The 14,484-nt window shown below is 65.6% G+C and carries 15 protein-coding genes and 1 pseudogene; 7 read left to right on the forward strand and 9 right to left on the reverse strand.

Annotated features, from left to right (window positions below):
* The first annotated feature begins 215 nt into the window (after positions 1 to 215).
* From D7D52_RS31775 to D7D52_RS31795, 5 genes are all read left to right on the forward strand, one after another.
* Positions 216 to 401, forward strand: a complete 186-nt coding sequence (locus tag D7D52_RS31775; protein ID WP_120742295.1) for a hypothetical protein — start codon at positions 216 to 218, stop codon at positions 399 to 401.
* 161 nt (positions 402 to 562) lie between these two features.
* Positions 563 to 1,099, forward strand: a complete 537-nt coding sequence (locus D7D52_RS31780) for a DUF4365 domain-containing protein (RefSeq protein ID WP_120742298.1) — start codon at positions 563 to 565, stop codon at positions 1,097 to 1,099.
* A 6-nt stretch (positions 1,100 to 1,105) separates the two neighbouring features.
* Positions 1,106 to 2,227 carry a hypothetical protein gene (locus D7D52_RS31785; RefSeq protein ID WP_120742300.1) on the forward strand — a complete coding sequence of 374 codons (1,122 nt, stop codon included), beginning with the start codon at positions 1,106 to 1,108 and terminating at the stop codon, positions 2,225 to 2,227.
* Positions 2,199 to 2,828 (forward strand): hypothetical protein, encoded by a 630-nt coding sequence (locus D7D52_RS31790; protein ID WP_120742301.1) that lies wholly within the window; start codon positions 2,199 to 2,201, stop codon positions 2,826 to 2,828. The genes D7D52_RS31785 and D7D52_RS31790 overlap by 29 nt, the downstream gene beginning before the upstream one ends.
* Complete coding sequence (locus tag D7D52_RS31795) at positions 2,825 to 5,950, forward strand: helicase HerA domain-containing protein (protein WP_120742302.1); 3,126 nt, start codon at positions 2,825 to 2,827, stop codon at positions 5,948 to 5,950. The genes D7D52_RS31790 and D7D52_RS31795 overlap by 4 nt, the downstream gene beginning before the upstream one ends.
* Before the next feature lie 45 nt (positions 5,951 to 5,995).
* Here D7D52_RS31795 and D7D52_RS31800 read toward each other — a convergent pair.
* Positions 5,996 to 6,565, reverse strand: a pseudogene (locus D7D52_RS31800) (radical SAM protein); the annotation flags it as partial.
* Positions 6,566 to 6,653: 88 nt separating this feature from the next.
* Here D7D52_RS31800 and D7D52_RS31805 point away from each other — a divergent pair.
* Positions 6,654 to 6,995 (forward strand): hypothetical protein, encoded by a 342-nt coding sequence (locus D7D52_RS31805; RefSeq protein WP_212761802.1) that lies wholly within the window; start codon positions 6,654 to 6,656, stop codon positions 6,993 to 6,995.
* Between the two features lie 6 nt (positions 6,996 to 7,001).
* The gene (locus tag D7D52_RS31810; RefSeq protein WP_120742303.1) at positions 7,002 to 7,646 is read left to right on the forward strand and encodes a nucleotidyl transferase AbiEii/AbiGii toxin family protein; all 645 of its coding nucleotides are present in this window, start codon (positions 7,002 to 7,004) and stop codon (positions 7,644 to 7,646) included.
* Between the two features lie 169 nt (positions 7,647 to 7,815).
* Here D7D52_RS31810 and D7D52_RS31815 read toward each other — a convergent pair whose 3' ends face one another.
* From D7D52_RS31815 to ectA, 8 genes are all read right to left on the reverse strand, one after another.
* A complete protein-coding gene (locus D7D52_RS31815; protein ID WP_162958678.1) occupies positions 7,816 to 8,655 on the reverse strand; it encodes a hypothetical protein in 840 nt (279 codons plus the stop codon).
* Positions 8,656 to 8,730: 75 nt separating this feature from the next.
* Positions 8,731 to 9,195 carry a hypothetical protein gene (locus D7D52_RS31820; RefSeq protein ID WP_120742307.1) on the reverse strand — a complete coding sequence of 155 codons (465 nt, stop codon included), beginning with the start codon at positions 9,193 to 9,195 and terminating at the stop codon, positions 8,731 to 8,733.
* 353 nt (positions 9,196 to 9,548) lie between these two features.
* Entirely contained in the window at positions 9,549 to 9,953 is a 405-nt protein-coding gene (locus D7D52_RS31825; protein WP_120742309.1) for a hypothetical protein, read from the reverse strand.
* A gap of 34 nt (positions 9,954 to 9,987) precedes the next feature.
* The gene (locus D7D52_RS31830) at positions 9,988 to 11,067 is read right to left on the reverse strand and encodes a calcium:cation antiporter (RefSeq protein ID WP_120742311.1); all 1,080 of its coding nucleotides are present in this window, start codon (positions 11,065 to 11,067) and stop codon (positions 9,988 to 9,990) included.
* A gap of 216 nt (positions 11,068 to 11,283) precedes the next feature.
* Positions 11,284 to 12,168 carry an ectoine hydroxylase gene (gene thpD, locus D7D52_RS31835; protein WP_120742313.1) on the reverse strand — a complete coding sequence of 295 codons (885 nt, stop codon included), beginning with the start codon at positions 12,166 to 12,168 and terminating at the stop codon, positions 11,284 to 11,286.
* A gap of 11 nt (positions 12,169 to 12,179) precedes the next feature.
* Positions 12,180 to 12,569 (reverse strand): ectoine synthase, encoded by a 390-nt coding sequence (locus D7D52_RS31840; RefSeq protein WP_120742315.1) that lies wholly within the window; start codon positions 12,567 to 12,569, stop codon positions 12,180 to 12,182.
* 1 nt (position 12,570) lies between these two features.
* Entirely contained in the window at positions 12,571 to 13,845 is a 1,275-nt protein-coding gene (gene ectB, locus D7D52_RS31845; protein ID WP_120744625.1) for a diaminobutyrate--2-oxoglutarate transaminase, read from the reverse strand.
* Positions 13,846 to 13,847: 2 nt separating this feature from the next.
* Positions 13,848 to 14,384: a diaminobutyrate acetyltransferase gene (gene ectA, locus D7D52_RS31850; protein WP_120742317.1), complete on the reverse strand. Its 537-nt coding sequence runs from the start codon at positions 14,382 to 14,384 to the stop codon at positions 13,848 to 13,850.
* Between the last annotated feature and the right edge of the window lie 100 nt (positions 14,385 to 14,484).

A 14,484-nucleotide genomic window follows, 5' to 3' on the forward strand; every position in this document is an offset into this window, starting at 1 on the left:
TTCGCCGAACCCGCAGAAGAGGCATTCCACCCCCACGGTCCGATTCCACGAAACCCCCGTCACACCACCGCTTTCGACCGCCAGAACAGCACGTCACGCTCACTTTTCAGGCTCGCACAAGCCCTTCCCGCCCAGTAGATTGATCTTCGTAGAACACAACAGCGGCCCCGGCCCGGACGACCTCCGCCCCGCAGCCGCACACCGGATGGAGAATCATGAACAACCAAATCCAGTTCGCAGACCGCAATTTCGGCTACTTCACCGTCCAACAGCCCCGCCGCATCAATTACAAAATCGCCACCGCACTGATCGCCACCCTCCTCACCCTCGGCTACGCCGCCCACCTCCTCCCCGAAACCCAAACCCTGAGCGCCCCCGCATCGGCCACAGTCCTGCACTGACCTTCCGCCCGAAACCCTCCAGCAACCGACCAGATGGTTCGAAATCCCTTGCCGCACAGATAAAGAGGCAATTTCACCGAAATCGGCGGGTTCAACCCCGGCAATCGCTACAGTGAGCCCGTCGGTGGTGGGTGTGATGCGGGGCCGGGGAGGGAACCTCGATGTTCGAGGTGGATGTTCATCAGGGGCTCGAGCAGAACAATCAGCAGGGCCAGTTCGGGGCCGACTATGTCCGCGTCCTCGCGTCCGCGGCCGGTTTGATCTGGTCACAGGACGTCGTGGACATGGATGGGGTCGATCTGTGTCTCAAGCTGCCGGGACGCACCGCGCGCGGCTTCTCACCGCGAATCGACGTGCAGGTCAAGACCTCCGTTCGACTCGTGAACCGCGACGGCTGGGTCCTGTTCAACGGCTTGAAGGAACCGCAATTCAATCGGCTGGCAGGACCCGACTTCTCGGTACCCCGTTACCTGTTCGTCGTATCCGTGCCGCGCCAGCCGGTCGACTACACCGATCTCTACACCTCCGGGCTCCTACTGCGGTACATCGGCTACTACCTGTCACTCGCCGATCTGAAGCCGGTCACCGAGCCCGATCGACGCCGCACGAGGTCGGTCCGGATTCCGGCGAGCAATATTCTGACCGCCGCCACACTCCGTGCGCTGGTTACCGAAACCGCCGAACTCCCCACGGTGTAGAGCTCGATGATCAGACAGCTCCCGGCTATCGACGACGTGAACGAGTACCTGCGCACGCACGGCTGGATCATCAGCGGAAGATGGCGTTCCGCCAGCGTGTGGAGCCTGCAGACCTTCGACGTGCTCGTACCGGCGTCCGAGCACCTCACCGATACTCCGCAACGCTTGCACGAGTTGGTGCAATGCGTCGCCGCCGCGGAAGGGCGGCGACCGGCCTCGGTATGGCGAGATATGGCCGCGTCCACGCTCGACACGGTGTCGTACCGAACGATGGGCGAACCCGGCGCGCCCGTGGCCTTGCCGCTGTGCGCCTACACGGTGGGCGCCGTCCACGAGCTCATCACGGTGACAGCCCATGCGGCACTGCTCGAATCACCTGCCGCGTTCGTGGAAACCGGCCCGGATCCGGTAGCGATATTGCTCGCGCAATCACTGGTATCGCCACACGAAGACGCACCCGGACTCGACATCTGCCTCCCCAGCGATACCGGCCGTCCCGACCCGCTCGGCCGCCGCACGGTGGTGCGCCTGCTCCACAATGCCACCCTCGCATGCCAGACGATCGACGCCCGAGTCAGCGTCGAACACCCTGACCTCCAGACCATTTCGTTCGCGGAACGCCGCGCCCTGGCCGCACTCGCGGGGCCCCAGCAGACCACCGGATTCACACTCGGCTTCCATTGGTCCTGGCGAGCGCCCCGGACCGATGAGACGGTGGACATCCCGCCCGAAGCGAGCAGGAAGCACGCCCGGCGGACAGCGGACGAGGGCAAGCGACCGACCGGGCCCGCCGTGGGCGCGGTGGAGGGATTCGTGGTCAGCCTGTCCGACGATCCAGCAAGCGCCCGCTGGCGCATCACCGTGCGCGGACACCTGGAGGTCGACGGCGCCACGGTCGGCAAGCGGCGACCCGTCACCGTCGATCTCGGGGACGCCACCCGGTACGCCGCCGCACTGGCAGCACATCGCGACGGACTTCCGGTTCGCGCCTCCGGCGCCCTCGACCGCAGTAGACGCACACCCGAAATCGACGCCGCCACCGACGGCTTCACGGTGTTGACCCCCGACTCCGTTACCACAGAAAGGCGGCAGGATAGCCATGGCCGACGACCGGCTGACTCTGAGTGAACGCTGCGTGATGCTGGTCTTGATGGCCGAAGCGCGCGAGCTCACCAACACCGAGTTGTACGCGGTGGCGGGCGTCAAGCTCGACGGCCGATACCGTCGGCGCCTCAACGAGCTGGATCTTGTCGCGAGCACGCTGGTCAATCGCGCCTTCGTCCACGAACTCACCGACCGCGGGACGCTGTGGTGTGCCGCGGAGCTGTCCCGCGAGCGGCCGCAACGCTCCGGATGTGCCGGCGGGGCACTGTATTCCGTCCTCGCCGGGCTGGGACGGCATCTGGACCGCACCGGTGCGGCCCTGTCCGACCTGTTCCAACCGGAGCAGGCCGCAGGTCAGGTCAGCGTGGAAAGCGCGGTCGAACAGGCCTACGCCGAATTGACCGACGGCAGCGGAAAACCGCTGCGGCTGAGCACCTTACGGGTACGACTCGCCGCAGTGCCCCGGACCGAGGTCGACCAGGCGCTCGAGACGATGGCCCGCCGTCGCGACGTTCATGTGCGCGCCGAGGCCGATCAGAAGGTACTGACCGCGGCGGATCACGGCGCCGCGATCATGCTCGGCGGGACAGCCCGACATCTGCTCACCATCGAGGTGCCACGGTGAACGAGGAACAACGCCACGCGCTCGCCTCGATCCAGTTCAGCAGTGCGCTCACACCCGATCAGGTGTGGAGTCCCTTGACCTGCCATGTCGAGGGGCTGCACCCGGAAGCCACCGAGGAGATGACTCGCGCGGTCCGCGGTGCGGTGAACCGGCCGACCGGTGCACCCACGGGCCTGGTCCTCTCCGGCGAACGCGGCGTCGGAAAGACCCACATGCTCGGCTGGCTGCGCGACCACGTGCAGCGGCAGGGCGGCTCGTTCTTCATGCCCAAACTCATCGATGCCCAATCCTTCTGGGAGGGCGCGGTACACGGAATCGTCAGCCGCCTGCAGGATCCCGAAGGCGGGCAGTTGAGCCGGATGCTCGACCGGCTGAGCGAAGACACCGGCTGCGACCGAGAACTCAGAATGCGACTGCGCGGCACCGTGCCCGTACGCCGGGAGGATGTGGACGCGTTCGTCACGCGGGTAGCCGAACTCCATCCGCGCGTGGGATTCGAGTGTCAGGACACGCTGCGAGCCCTGGTGCTGTTTCGAGCCAAGGGAGGTCCCCGGGAAGTCGGATACAGCTTCCTCACCCTTCCGGAGGGCATCGGGGAAAAGGACAGAGTCGCCTGGGGCATCCGGCAGCAAAGCCGGGTCGCGCAACTGGTGTTCCACGATATGACGCGACTATTCGCGCTCACCGGCCCGGTGGTGCTGGCCGTCGATCAGATCGACACCGTCTTCGCCCAGACCGGCCCCGCGGAGGCGGACTCGCTCGCCAATCGACTGGCGGACGCGCTGATGCGAATGCGAGAAGAGACCACGCGCACCCTCATCGTCGTCGCGTGCCTGCCCAAGTCCTGGGACCTCATCACCACTCGTGCGGTGAACTCGGCCGCCGACCGGTTCACCACTCTCGAGCTGTCGACCAATATGCCGTCGGCCGATATCGCCCGGGCCATTGTCGAGCGCCACCTCGGCAGCCTGTACCAGGAGATCGGTTTCGAACCGCCCTACCCCACCTGGCCCGTGCGGCCCGATGCGTTCGACGACCCCCAGGTCCCGCATTTCACACCCCGCCGACTACTCCACCTGGTGGGCGAGCATGTGCGCGGCTGCCTGGCCGCACGGGAAGTACGGGAGCTCGCCCATTTCGGAAATCCCTTGCCCGAGAGCAAGTCCGAGCCGGCGCGCCCGGCCGCGGTGGGAACCATGGCACTCGACGCGCGCTTCCAGGAATTGCGAGCCACCGCGGATGTCGTCCGAGCGTTGGATCCGTCGCATGAAGACAGCCTCATGCATTCCCTCTTGAATGCCGCATTGAGCTGCTACGTGCTCGAACAGGGCGGTGCCGGCCTGGACCTGACCGTCGATCAGGCCAGCACCGTCCAACCCGCGTTGCACGCGCGGCTTCGCCGCACGCTCGACGAGGCCAGCGAGGACGAGGAGCATTGGAGCTTCCGGGCCATCGCGCACAGCCATCACAACGCGGTACTGACCAGGCTGCGAGGAGCCTGCCTCGAAGCGGGCATTCAGCCCGGCGCCGCGAAACGGCATCTGGTGATTCTGCGGAACACACCGTTCTCCAGTGGGCGGGTCACCACGGCGGCGGTCGCCGAATTCGAAGCAGCGCAGGGGATCTCGCTGCCCATTTCGGAGGACGATCTACGAACTTTCACCTCGCTGAACACGATGCTGCACGAGGGCGCACCCGAGTTCCAGGATTGGCTGCGGATCCGCCGGCCGGCCGGGGACACAGCGCTCCTGCGCCGCGTCCTCGGAGCGACCGGAGCCGACACCGGTCCCAGCGCGGCCGCCGTAGCCGAATTTACCGCAGTAGCCGAAACTGCCGCGGTCGGCGAAACCACTGCCGTGGCTGTCGTGCCCGCACCTGTCACTAAGGAAGACTCACCGTCGGTGTTGCTGGGGCGCGGCGCCGGCTCGGGAGCTGATTTTCGTGTCCCGCTCATCCAGTTGCGCAAGCACACGGCGATTTTCGCGGGCAGCGGTTCGGGCAAGACGGTGCTGCTCCGCCGGATGGTCGAAGAGGCGGCGCTGCACGGTGTTTCGTCCATCCTGATCGACACCAACAACGATCTGGCACGGCTGGGTGACCAGTGGCCCGACGCGCCCGACTGCTGGGTGGCGGGCGATCCGGAACGAGCCCGGCGCTACTTCACCGAGACCGAGGTGGTGATCTGGACGCCGCGCCGGGAAGCGGGACGGCCGCTCGCATTGAACCCGCTACCCGATTTCGGCGGCGTGCTCGACGATCCCGACGAATTCCGCACCGCGATCGATGCCTCGGTGGCCGGTCTGATTCCCCGCACCGGCCTGACCAGCTCCAAACTGCGCACCGGCACCGCCGTGCTGACCGAAACGCTCGCGTACTTCGCCCATCGAGGCGGTACCGAATTGAACGACTATGTCGACCTGCTCGGCAATCTTCCCCAGGGTGTGAGCACCGTCCGGAACGCCGCGCATCTGGCCGTGGGCATGGCCGACGAACTGCATGCGGCCATGATCAACGATCCGGTCTTCGGCGGGGTCGGTGAACGCCTCGATCCCGGCGCGCTGCTGACCCCGGCCGCGGGCAAGCGCGCCCGCATCTCGGTGATCAGTTGCATCGGTCTGCCCACCGACGACCAACGCCGGACCTTCGTCAATCAGCTCCAGCTCGCCCTGTTCTCCTGGATCAAGCGAAATCCCGCGGGAGACAGGCCGATCGGCGGTCTGCTGGTCCTCGACGAAGCCCAGACCTTCGCACCGTCCCGCACGGCCACCGCCTCCACCGAAAGCACCCTCACCCTCGCCACCCAAGCACGCAAATACGGATTGGGGTTGGTGTTCGCGACCCAGGCCCCGAAGGCCTTGCACAATCTGATCACGGGAAATGCGGCTACCCAGGTCATCGGCCTGCTCAACGCGTCGGTCCAGATACAGGCCGCCCAGGAGCTCGCCCGGGCGAAAGGCAGTCATCTCGACGATATTTCACGCCTGAACGCCGGCCAGTTCTACGGCTCGACCGCGGGCACCGGCTTCACCAGAATCGACGTTCCCATGTGCCTGAGCCACCATCCGCCCAGTGCGCTGATCGAAGAAGAAGTCTTGAAACGTGCACGGCGCGAACAAAACTGACCGCGAGCGGGCCGCCGAGACGGGAGCCGGTCTGCCGGTTCGGCACTAGCCCTCGGCGGCGAGTTGGCCGCAGGCGGCGGCTATTTCCTGGCCTCGGGTGTCGCGGACGGTGCAGGTGACGCCCTGGGCTTGGACTCGGCGGACGAATTCGTCTTGGACCGGTTTGGGGCTGGCGTCCCATTTGCTGCCCGGGGTGGGATTCAAGGGGATGAGGTTGACGTGGACGAGGGGGCCGAGGGCCTTGTGGAGTTTCTTGCCGAGCAGGTCGGCGCGCCACGGGTGGTCGTTGATGTCGCGGATCAGGGCGTATTCGATGGAGACGCGGCGGCCGGACTTGTCGGCGTAATAGCGTGCGGCGTCGAGGACTTCGGCTACCGGCCAGCGGTTGTTGACCGGTACCAAGGTGTCTCGGAGTTCGTCGTCCGGAGTGTGCAGGGAGACAGCGAGTCTCACCGACATGTTCTCGTCGGCCAGCTTGCGGATGGCGGGGGCCAGGCCGACGGTGGAGACCGTGACCGAACGCTGGGAGATGCCGAAGCCCTCCGGGGCGGGCGAGGTGATGCGGCGCACCGCGTTCACGACGCGCTTGTAGTTGGCCAGCGGCTCGCCCATGCCCCCCGTTTTACAAACGCCGCGACCAGCGGATATGGAGAGTCCCGAGGCTCGGCGGTAGTCTGGGCAGAGAATAAACAAAGGAGGAGCAATGACGGACGATGGGCGTGACCAGCGCAGATACAGCAAGCCCGTCGTAATGCCAGAGGACCTACACCTACTCACCGGTCCTACCAGCGGCGTCGTCCACCTCCCGAAACACCTCGATTGGTCAGGCCACGCCGACTACGACCTGGACCGCCCCGGAAGAATCGTCGACCTTTACCGCACCGTTATCAACGAAGCGGCCACACCGGACGACCTCCACACCTATCTCGACGGCTCGGTGCTCAGACGTCTCTGGTCCTACATGTGGCTTCCCCCTCAGACCAGGCGGGCCTGGGAGAATCGTTTCGCCGAACTCGCCCAACTCAGCCGACTGGCATCGGCGTAGGTCCGGATGGAACTGCGCCACCGCAGACTCGCCGAAATCGCGCTGGCCGTAGCGGGCGATCAGGGATTCGCTCTCGCCGGCGGCTACGCGCTGCGAGCCCACGGCATGGGCAACCGCCCCAGTGGCGATGTAGATCTCTTCACCGACTGGCACCGACGGGCGGACTTCCCAGGGGCAGTAGACGCCGTCGTCGCCGAGCTGAAACTACACGGCTACGACGTCACAACCGCCATGAGCAATGAGACCTTCGCGCGTCTGCTGGTCTTGTCCGCGGACGGAGGTCCAGACAAGTTGGAGATGTCGGCGGACTGGCGTGCACATCCTCCGGTACTCCTCGAAATCGGTCCGGTACTGCATCCCGACGACGCTGTGGCGAACAAGATGTGCGCGCTCTTCGGACGTGCACTCCCACGAGACTTCCTCGACATCGACGCCGCATTCACCAGCGGCCGATACGGCCACGACAGATTGCTCGAACTCGCGAAGAACGCCGACGACGGCTTCGAACCGAAGATGTTCGCCGACGCGCTCGGAGCGCTCACCCAAATCACCGATGACGCATTCGCCGAATACGGTGTTCCGCCAGATGACATCGACGCCATGCGTAAGCGATTTGCAGATTGGCGAAGGGAGCTTATCGCCACCTCCTGACCGCTGCGGGGCCGATAACATGGCAATCGGTAGGCCGCGAGACCTTACGTTTCGCCGCACTACAGGGCGCTGACTTGGCCATGTCTCCACACATCCGCAGTGGGATGGACCTACGATCGAATTGCCGATACTGCAGGGCAGAGGTGGTCATGGGGTATGGGAACACGCCCTAGAAGAGATCAGGATATTTTTCTTTCATTCGTCCCAATTCTTTCTCCATGTACTTCTCCGACTCACGAACGAGCTTCAACAGGTTGGGGCGGTCGGCATGTAGTGATCGGGCCAATTCCGACATGTTGGCATTCTCTCCGCTACTCATTTTCCAGCCACCCAGCCGCATTTTCAGCTGGTGGCGCGCATTAACGAGAAGCACGTCAGACGCCTCCCGAACCAAGTATGCCTGGACAATTCCGGGATCGATTCCCGCGTCAGTACACTCACGCGAGATCGGGCCGAATGAATGCTCATCTCCGCTACCGAACTCAAGAGCGAGCGCGTGGACCCAAGTGGCGTACTGAGTCAATGCATCCATGGAGTTGTAGCCGTGAATGCATTCGATGTCGCCGCTATCGTCAGTACGCATTACTCTGGTTTCCTTCATACTACCGCTGATCTCAGGGACTATCGCGACAACTCGATGCCGAAAGCCGGAAAGGAATGAGACGGCACCATTTTCGATAGATCGGGTAAGAAACATGCGTCGCACATCCTGAACGGCCTCGTCCTTGCCATCAACCCGGTAGAAGATGCGAGTCCGGTCATTCCACTGCCTTTCGGTGAGACCGCCGAACTCTTCTTCAACGTCGACGCCGAGACATTCTTCAATGAGTCGGCAGTCCTCCGAAATCTCGGAGACCTGATAGTACATTCCAGGCGCGTGGTACTGATAGGTGTGAATACGACTGTCGTCAGGGTCGGTACCCGGCAGAGCCGCGCGCAGGTCCTCGCGATCTCCAATAAGGGTTACATGCCGAGGAGAGAGCTTGTCTCGCGCTTGCGCGGTCGTCATGTGTACATGCTACACAGGGTGGTGTGTACCGCAAACACACCACCAGGTTGGCCCGAGGTCGCGCCGGGTGTGAAACTAGCCTTGCGGCCCCCACATTCGATCACGCTCGGCTTCTAGCCGAACGGCCAAATCTTCCGGGATGGCGAACTCGTTCGCGTCAAGATCCACATCGTCCCAGTGCAGACCGGCCACGAACTCAACCACCTCCCGGTGCAACCGCTTGTGCGACGGCATGGTCTGTAGATCGAACTGCTTGAGGACTTCGTTGGTCAACATCGCGATCAGTACGGCGCTGCTCACATCGTCATCCGGACTGGAAGCCAGTTCTTCAAACCTCTCCATCCCCTCATCGGACTCACGCAGCTGCTCCAGCACGGTGATCAAGTTCTGGTACGGATCGTCCGCACGGCCAGAAGCGTCAAAGAGCTGGGCTGGGTCATATCCGTCACGATGCCCCGCTACGACAGCCTCGGCGAACACGACCTTCACAAAATCCGCATAAAGATCGGAGGTATCGCCTGCAATGCGCTCAACTTCCACCCACGCGTCGGTTAGAGTGAGGCTTTTTCATCCTGACTGGATGATGTTGGTAGGCAACGGAACTGGATACGGCGCGCCTCAGCCATGAACGAGGAAGCCCTTGGTAGGACAGCTGTCGACTAAAACCTGCTGTACCCCAAGGGCGGACTCTCCGAACCTGACGAAGGCATGATCGCCCTCACGCTACCGGAGATCCGCCGCCTGCTCATCGCCTTCGTCCTCACCCGCCAACACCCCGCCGACCACACCTGGGCCTGGTCACGCTGGCGACACCGCCGACAACACCAAGCCCGACTCTCCCACTACCGACGCCGCGGCCACCCACTCACCTGACACCGAGTGTCGTTGCAGTACTAGCGGCGCGGGGGAATCAGCGTGTCCGACCGCCGGCTCGCCCCGGCGGGCAGCGCGACGGCGATCCGATCGTCCAGCGCGGTCCGCGGGCCGTACCAGATCCGCACCGGGCCAACGTGATTGGGCATGACGCTGGAGGTCTGCGCGGCCAGCGCCGCGACCTCGCCGACGACGCAGCCCAGCAGCCGGATGGTGTGCAGGGCGTCGGGGTGGTCGCCCTCGGCGGTGATCCGGAGTTCCGGTGCGCCCAGCACGTCCAGCGCGGCCGCGAATTCCGGGTCGTCGGGCCAGTCGCGGCGGTGGCCGCCCACCGGCACCGTGGTGCCCAGCCGCAGCGGATGCAGCGTCGTGTCCGCGGTCTCCCAGCGGAAGGCGAGCTCGTCGGGTTCGACTACCCAATCCATTGATGTCCCTTGTGTTTTCCGGCCGTCATCGCGGCTATGGCGCCACCGCGAGGAAGCCGAAAGCGGCGAAGAGCGACAGGTGCACCGTGCCCTGCAGCAGTGTCGCCCGGCCCGGCACCACGGTGAGCATGGCCACCACCACGGTGATGGCCAGCAACACCATCTCCGTCGCGCCCAGTCCGAGCAGCAGCGGGGTGTCGATCCAGATCGACGCCACCGCGATGGCCGGGATGGTGAGACCGATACTGGCCATGGCCGAGCCGAGCGCGAGGTTGAGCCCGACCTGCACCTGTCCGCGCCGGGCGGCGCGATAGGCGGCCAGCGCCTCGGGCAGCAGCACCAGCAGCGCGATCACCACGCCGACCGCCGCGCGCGGCAATCCCGCTGCGTCGACACCGGATTCGATGGCCGGCGACACCGCTTTGGCCAATCCGACCACGCCGCTGAGCGCGGCCAGCAGCAGTCCCAGACTGGTCCACGCCGCGCGGGCACTCGGCGCGGCGTGCTCGTCCGCGTCGTCCGCACCCGGTTCGACGGGCAGGAAATCCTCCTTGTGCCGCACCGTCTGGATCGCGACGAAACACGCGTACAGCAACAGCGACGCGACCGCCGCGAAGGCCAGCTGGGCGGGCGAGAACCGCGGGCCGGGCCGGCTCGTGGTGAAGGTCGGCAGCACCAGGCTCAGGGTGGCGAGGGTCGCGACGGTGGCCAGCGCCCCGCCGGTGCCCTCGGCATTGAACACCGCGACCCGCCGCCGCAGCGCGCCCACCAGCAGCACCAGCCCGAAGATGCCGTTGCAGGTGATCATCACCGCCGCGAACACCGTGTCGCGCGCCAGCGGCGCGGCCTTGTCCCCCGCCGAAATCATCAGCGTGACAATGAGTCCCACCTCGATCACGGTCACCGCGACGGCCAGCACCAGCGCCCCGAACGGTTCGCCGACCCGCCGGGCCACCACCTCCGCGTGATGCACGGCGGCCAGCACCGCCGCCAGCAGCAGCGCCAGCACCGGCACATCGGCCAGCAGTGACAACTTCCGCCCCCAGACGGCGGCGAGCACGGCGACGGCGAGCAGGGGAACGACGGTGGACCAGTGAATCTTGGTGAACGGCAAAGGCTTCCTCGGGTATCGCGGACATCGGGGACCGCTGCACGATGTTCGTTACCCTTCGAACCTATGGTGAAAATGTAACGTTCAGCAATCAGAAGGCGCCGTGAACGTTCCGTGCGGCCGCTCCGGCACGGGAAACGGTCAGCTCAGACCGCCCGCCGCGCGGATATCGTGACCGCGGCCACACGGAACGTCCACGCCAGGTGCGTGACTCGCCTTTCACACCAGGGGTGTGAAGTCCCGGTTGGCCAGGTACTCCGGCCGCGGGTGCGGCGCGGAATAGGGGTCGAGCAGGGCATTGTCGACGCTGTTGAACACCAGGAACAGATTCGAGCGCGGGAACGGCGTGATGTTGCCCGCCGAGCCGTGCATCAGGTTGGAGTCGAACAGCAGCGCCGACCCGGCCCGCCCCGTGAACTGGGTGATGCCGTGCTTGCCGGCCAGATCGGCGATGGCCTCTTGCGAGGGCACCCCGACCTCCTGGGCGCGCAGCGACACCCGGTGGTGATCGGCGGGCGTCTCGCCCTGACAGGGCACGAAGGTGCGATGCGAGCCCGGCATCACCATGAGGCTGCCGTTGAACGGATAGTTGTCGGTCAGCGCGATCGACAGGCTGACCGCGCGCGGGGCGGGCATCCCGTCCTCGGCGTGCCAGGTCTCGAAATCCGAGTGCCAGTAGAAGCCGGCGCCGGTGAAGCCCGGCATGTAGTTGACCCGGGTCTGATGCAGATAGACCTCGGACCCGAGGACCTGGCGGGCCAGTCCGGCGATGCGGCTCTCGCGCACCAGCTCCGCGATCGGCGCGCTGAGCTTGTGCACGTCGAAAACCGAACGCACCCGGTGGGATTCGCGCTCGATGATCACGCGGTCGTCCAGCAGCAAATCGGGATCGGCGGTGAGCCGCTGGATTTCGGCGGCGACATCGCTGACCTCGTAGGGGTCGAGCAGTTCGTCGAACAGGGCGTAACCGTCGTCGTCGAACTCGGCGAGGCCGGGGGTGCCGATCTCGCCCCACACCGTCGGGTCGTCACGATCGATCGGCGGCGTCCCGGCCAGGGTGCGGGTGCGGTAGCGATCGATGCGCTCGGGGCTGGCCAATGTCATGCGAAACCTCTCTAGTCGACGGCCACGAGCGGGTAGACACCCTGCTCGTCGTGCACCTCACGGCCGGTCACCGGCGGATTGAACACGCACAGCATGCGCATGCGGGTGCGGGCGAAGAGGCGATGGCGTTCGTGGCCGTCGAGCAGATACATGGAGCCGGGGCCGAGTTCGTAGGTGACGCCGCGGTCGAGATCGACCAGGGTGCCGTCGCCCTCGACCAGCCACACGGCCTCGACATGGTTCTGGTAGTGGAATTCGTGGACCGTCTCGGCCTCGATGGTGGTCTCGTGGAAGGAGAATCCGACCCCGTCGCCGCCCAGCACGATGCGCTTGCTGCGCCAGCCGGGCCCCGCGACGTCGCGATCGGTGCCGGTGATCTCGGCGGTGGTGCGCACGATCATGTCAGCGCCCCCGCCCGCCGCACACGGCGTCCAGCGATCCGGCCAGCAACTCCAGGCCGTGATCGAGTTCGCCGTCGGTGATCGTCAGCGGCGGAAGCAGTTTCACCACTTCGTCGTCGGGCCCGGCGGTCTCGAGCAGCAGCCCGCGCTGGAATGCGGTGGCGCACACCTTCTCCGCCTGCGAGGCGTCGTCGAACACCACGCCGTGCACCAGACCGCGGCCGCGGGTGCTGACGCCGTCGAAGGCGGCGACCATGCCGGTCAGGGCGCGCTCGATGCGATCGCCCTTGGTCCGGGTGGCGGTCTCGAGGGCGGCGTCGGCCCAGTAGTGCTCCAGTGCCGCACGGGCGGTGACGAAGGCCGGGTTGTTGCCGCGGAAGGTGCCGTTGTGCTCGCCCGGCTTCCACAGATCCAGTTCCGGCTTGAACAGCACCAGCGCCATGGGCAGGCCGTAGCCGCCGATGGACTTCGACAGCGTGACGATGTCGGGGGTGATGCCCGCGGCTTCGAAGGAGAAGAACGGGCCGGTGCGCCCGCAGCCCATCTGCACGTCGTCGACGATGAGCAGAATCTCACGGGCCGAGCACAATCCGGCCAGCTTGCGCAGCCACTGCATGCTGGCCAGGTTCACGCCGCCTTCGCCCTGCACGGTCTCGACGATCACCGCGGCGGGGCTGTCCAGGCCGGAGGAGGCGTCGTCGAGGACGCGTTCCATCCACTCGAACGAATCGTCGTCGGGCCCGGAAAGGTAGCCGTCGAAGGGCATCGAGGTGGCGTGCTGCAACGGCACGCCCGCGCCGGCCCGCTTGGCCGCGTTCCCGGTGACCGACAGCGCGCCCAGCGTCATGCCGTGAAAAGCGTTGGTGAAGTTGAGGATTTCGGTGCGGCCGGTGGCCTTGCGGGCCAGTTTCAGGGCCGCCTCGACGGCATTGGCGCCGGTGGGTCCGGGGAACTGCACCTTGTAGTCCAGGCCGCGCGGCTGGAAGATGCGCTCGCGCAACGACTCCAGCAGCTCGCGCTTGGCGACCGTCGACATGTCCAGGCCGTGGGTGAGTCCGTCGCCGGCGATGTAATCCAGCAGCGCCTGCTTGAGCACCGGATTGTTGTGGCCGTAATTCAACGCGCCCGCACCGGCGAAGAAATCCAGGTATTCGCGGCCGGATTCGTCGCGCAGCCACGCCCCGGACGCGGTGTCGAACACCGTCGGCCACGAGCGGCAATAACCGCGGACATTCGATTCGAGTTCCGCGAAAACCGTCATGTCGGGGATTGTCATGGTCATCGCCATTCCTCCTGGGTGGTGAGCGGTGCGATGCGGTAGAGATCTTCGGGCTGATGTCCGCCGGGGAATTGGTCGGCGGTGAACAGCGGGGTGCGGGTCAGGGTCGCCAGCCGGCGTCTGGCCAGGGACGCGAACATGGCGACCGAGGCCGGATTGTCGGGGGAAATGGTGGTTTCGAGCTGCGTGACCCCCTGGGCCGCACAGCTTTCCACCAGGGCGTCGAGCATCCGCACACCCAGGCCGTGCCCGCGGTGCGGATGGTCGACCGCGACCTGCCAGACGAACAGGGTGTGCGGCCGGGCGGGCCGGGTGTAACCGGTGACGAAACCCGCTAATTCGCCGTCGATTTCGGCGACCATCGAGGTCGCGGCGAAATCGCGGCACCACAGCAGGTAGGCGTAGCTGGAGTTGGTGTCGAGGACCCGGGAATTCTCGGCAATGCGATGCATGGGCGCACCGTCGGCGAGTACCGGTTCCCGGATCTCGATCGTTTGCTGGGATATCGCGTCGAATTTGCTGATTGGGGTCTGCATGACGATCTCAGCCTGACGGCCAATTTTTGAGGTCTGCCATGCGAACTCATTGCGATCTCATGACGATCCCGTGACTTCACGCCGTAAATGTGGGCGGCAT

The organism is Nocardia yunnanensis, assembly GCF_003626895.1.
GTDB lineage: Bacteria > Actinomycetota > Actinomycetes > Mycobacteriales > Mycobacteriaceae > Nocardia > Nocardia yunnanensis.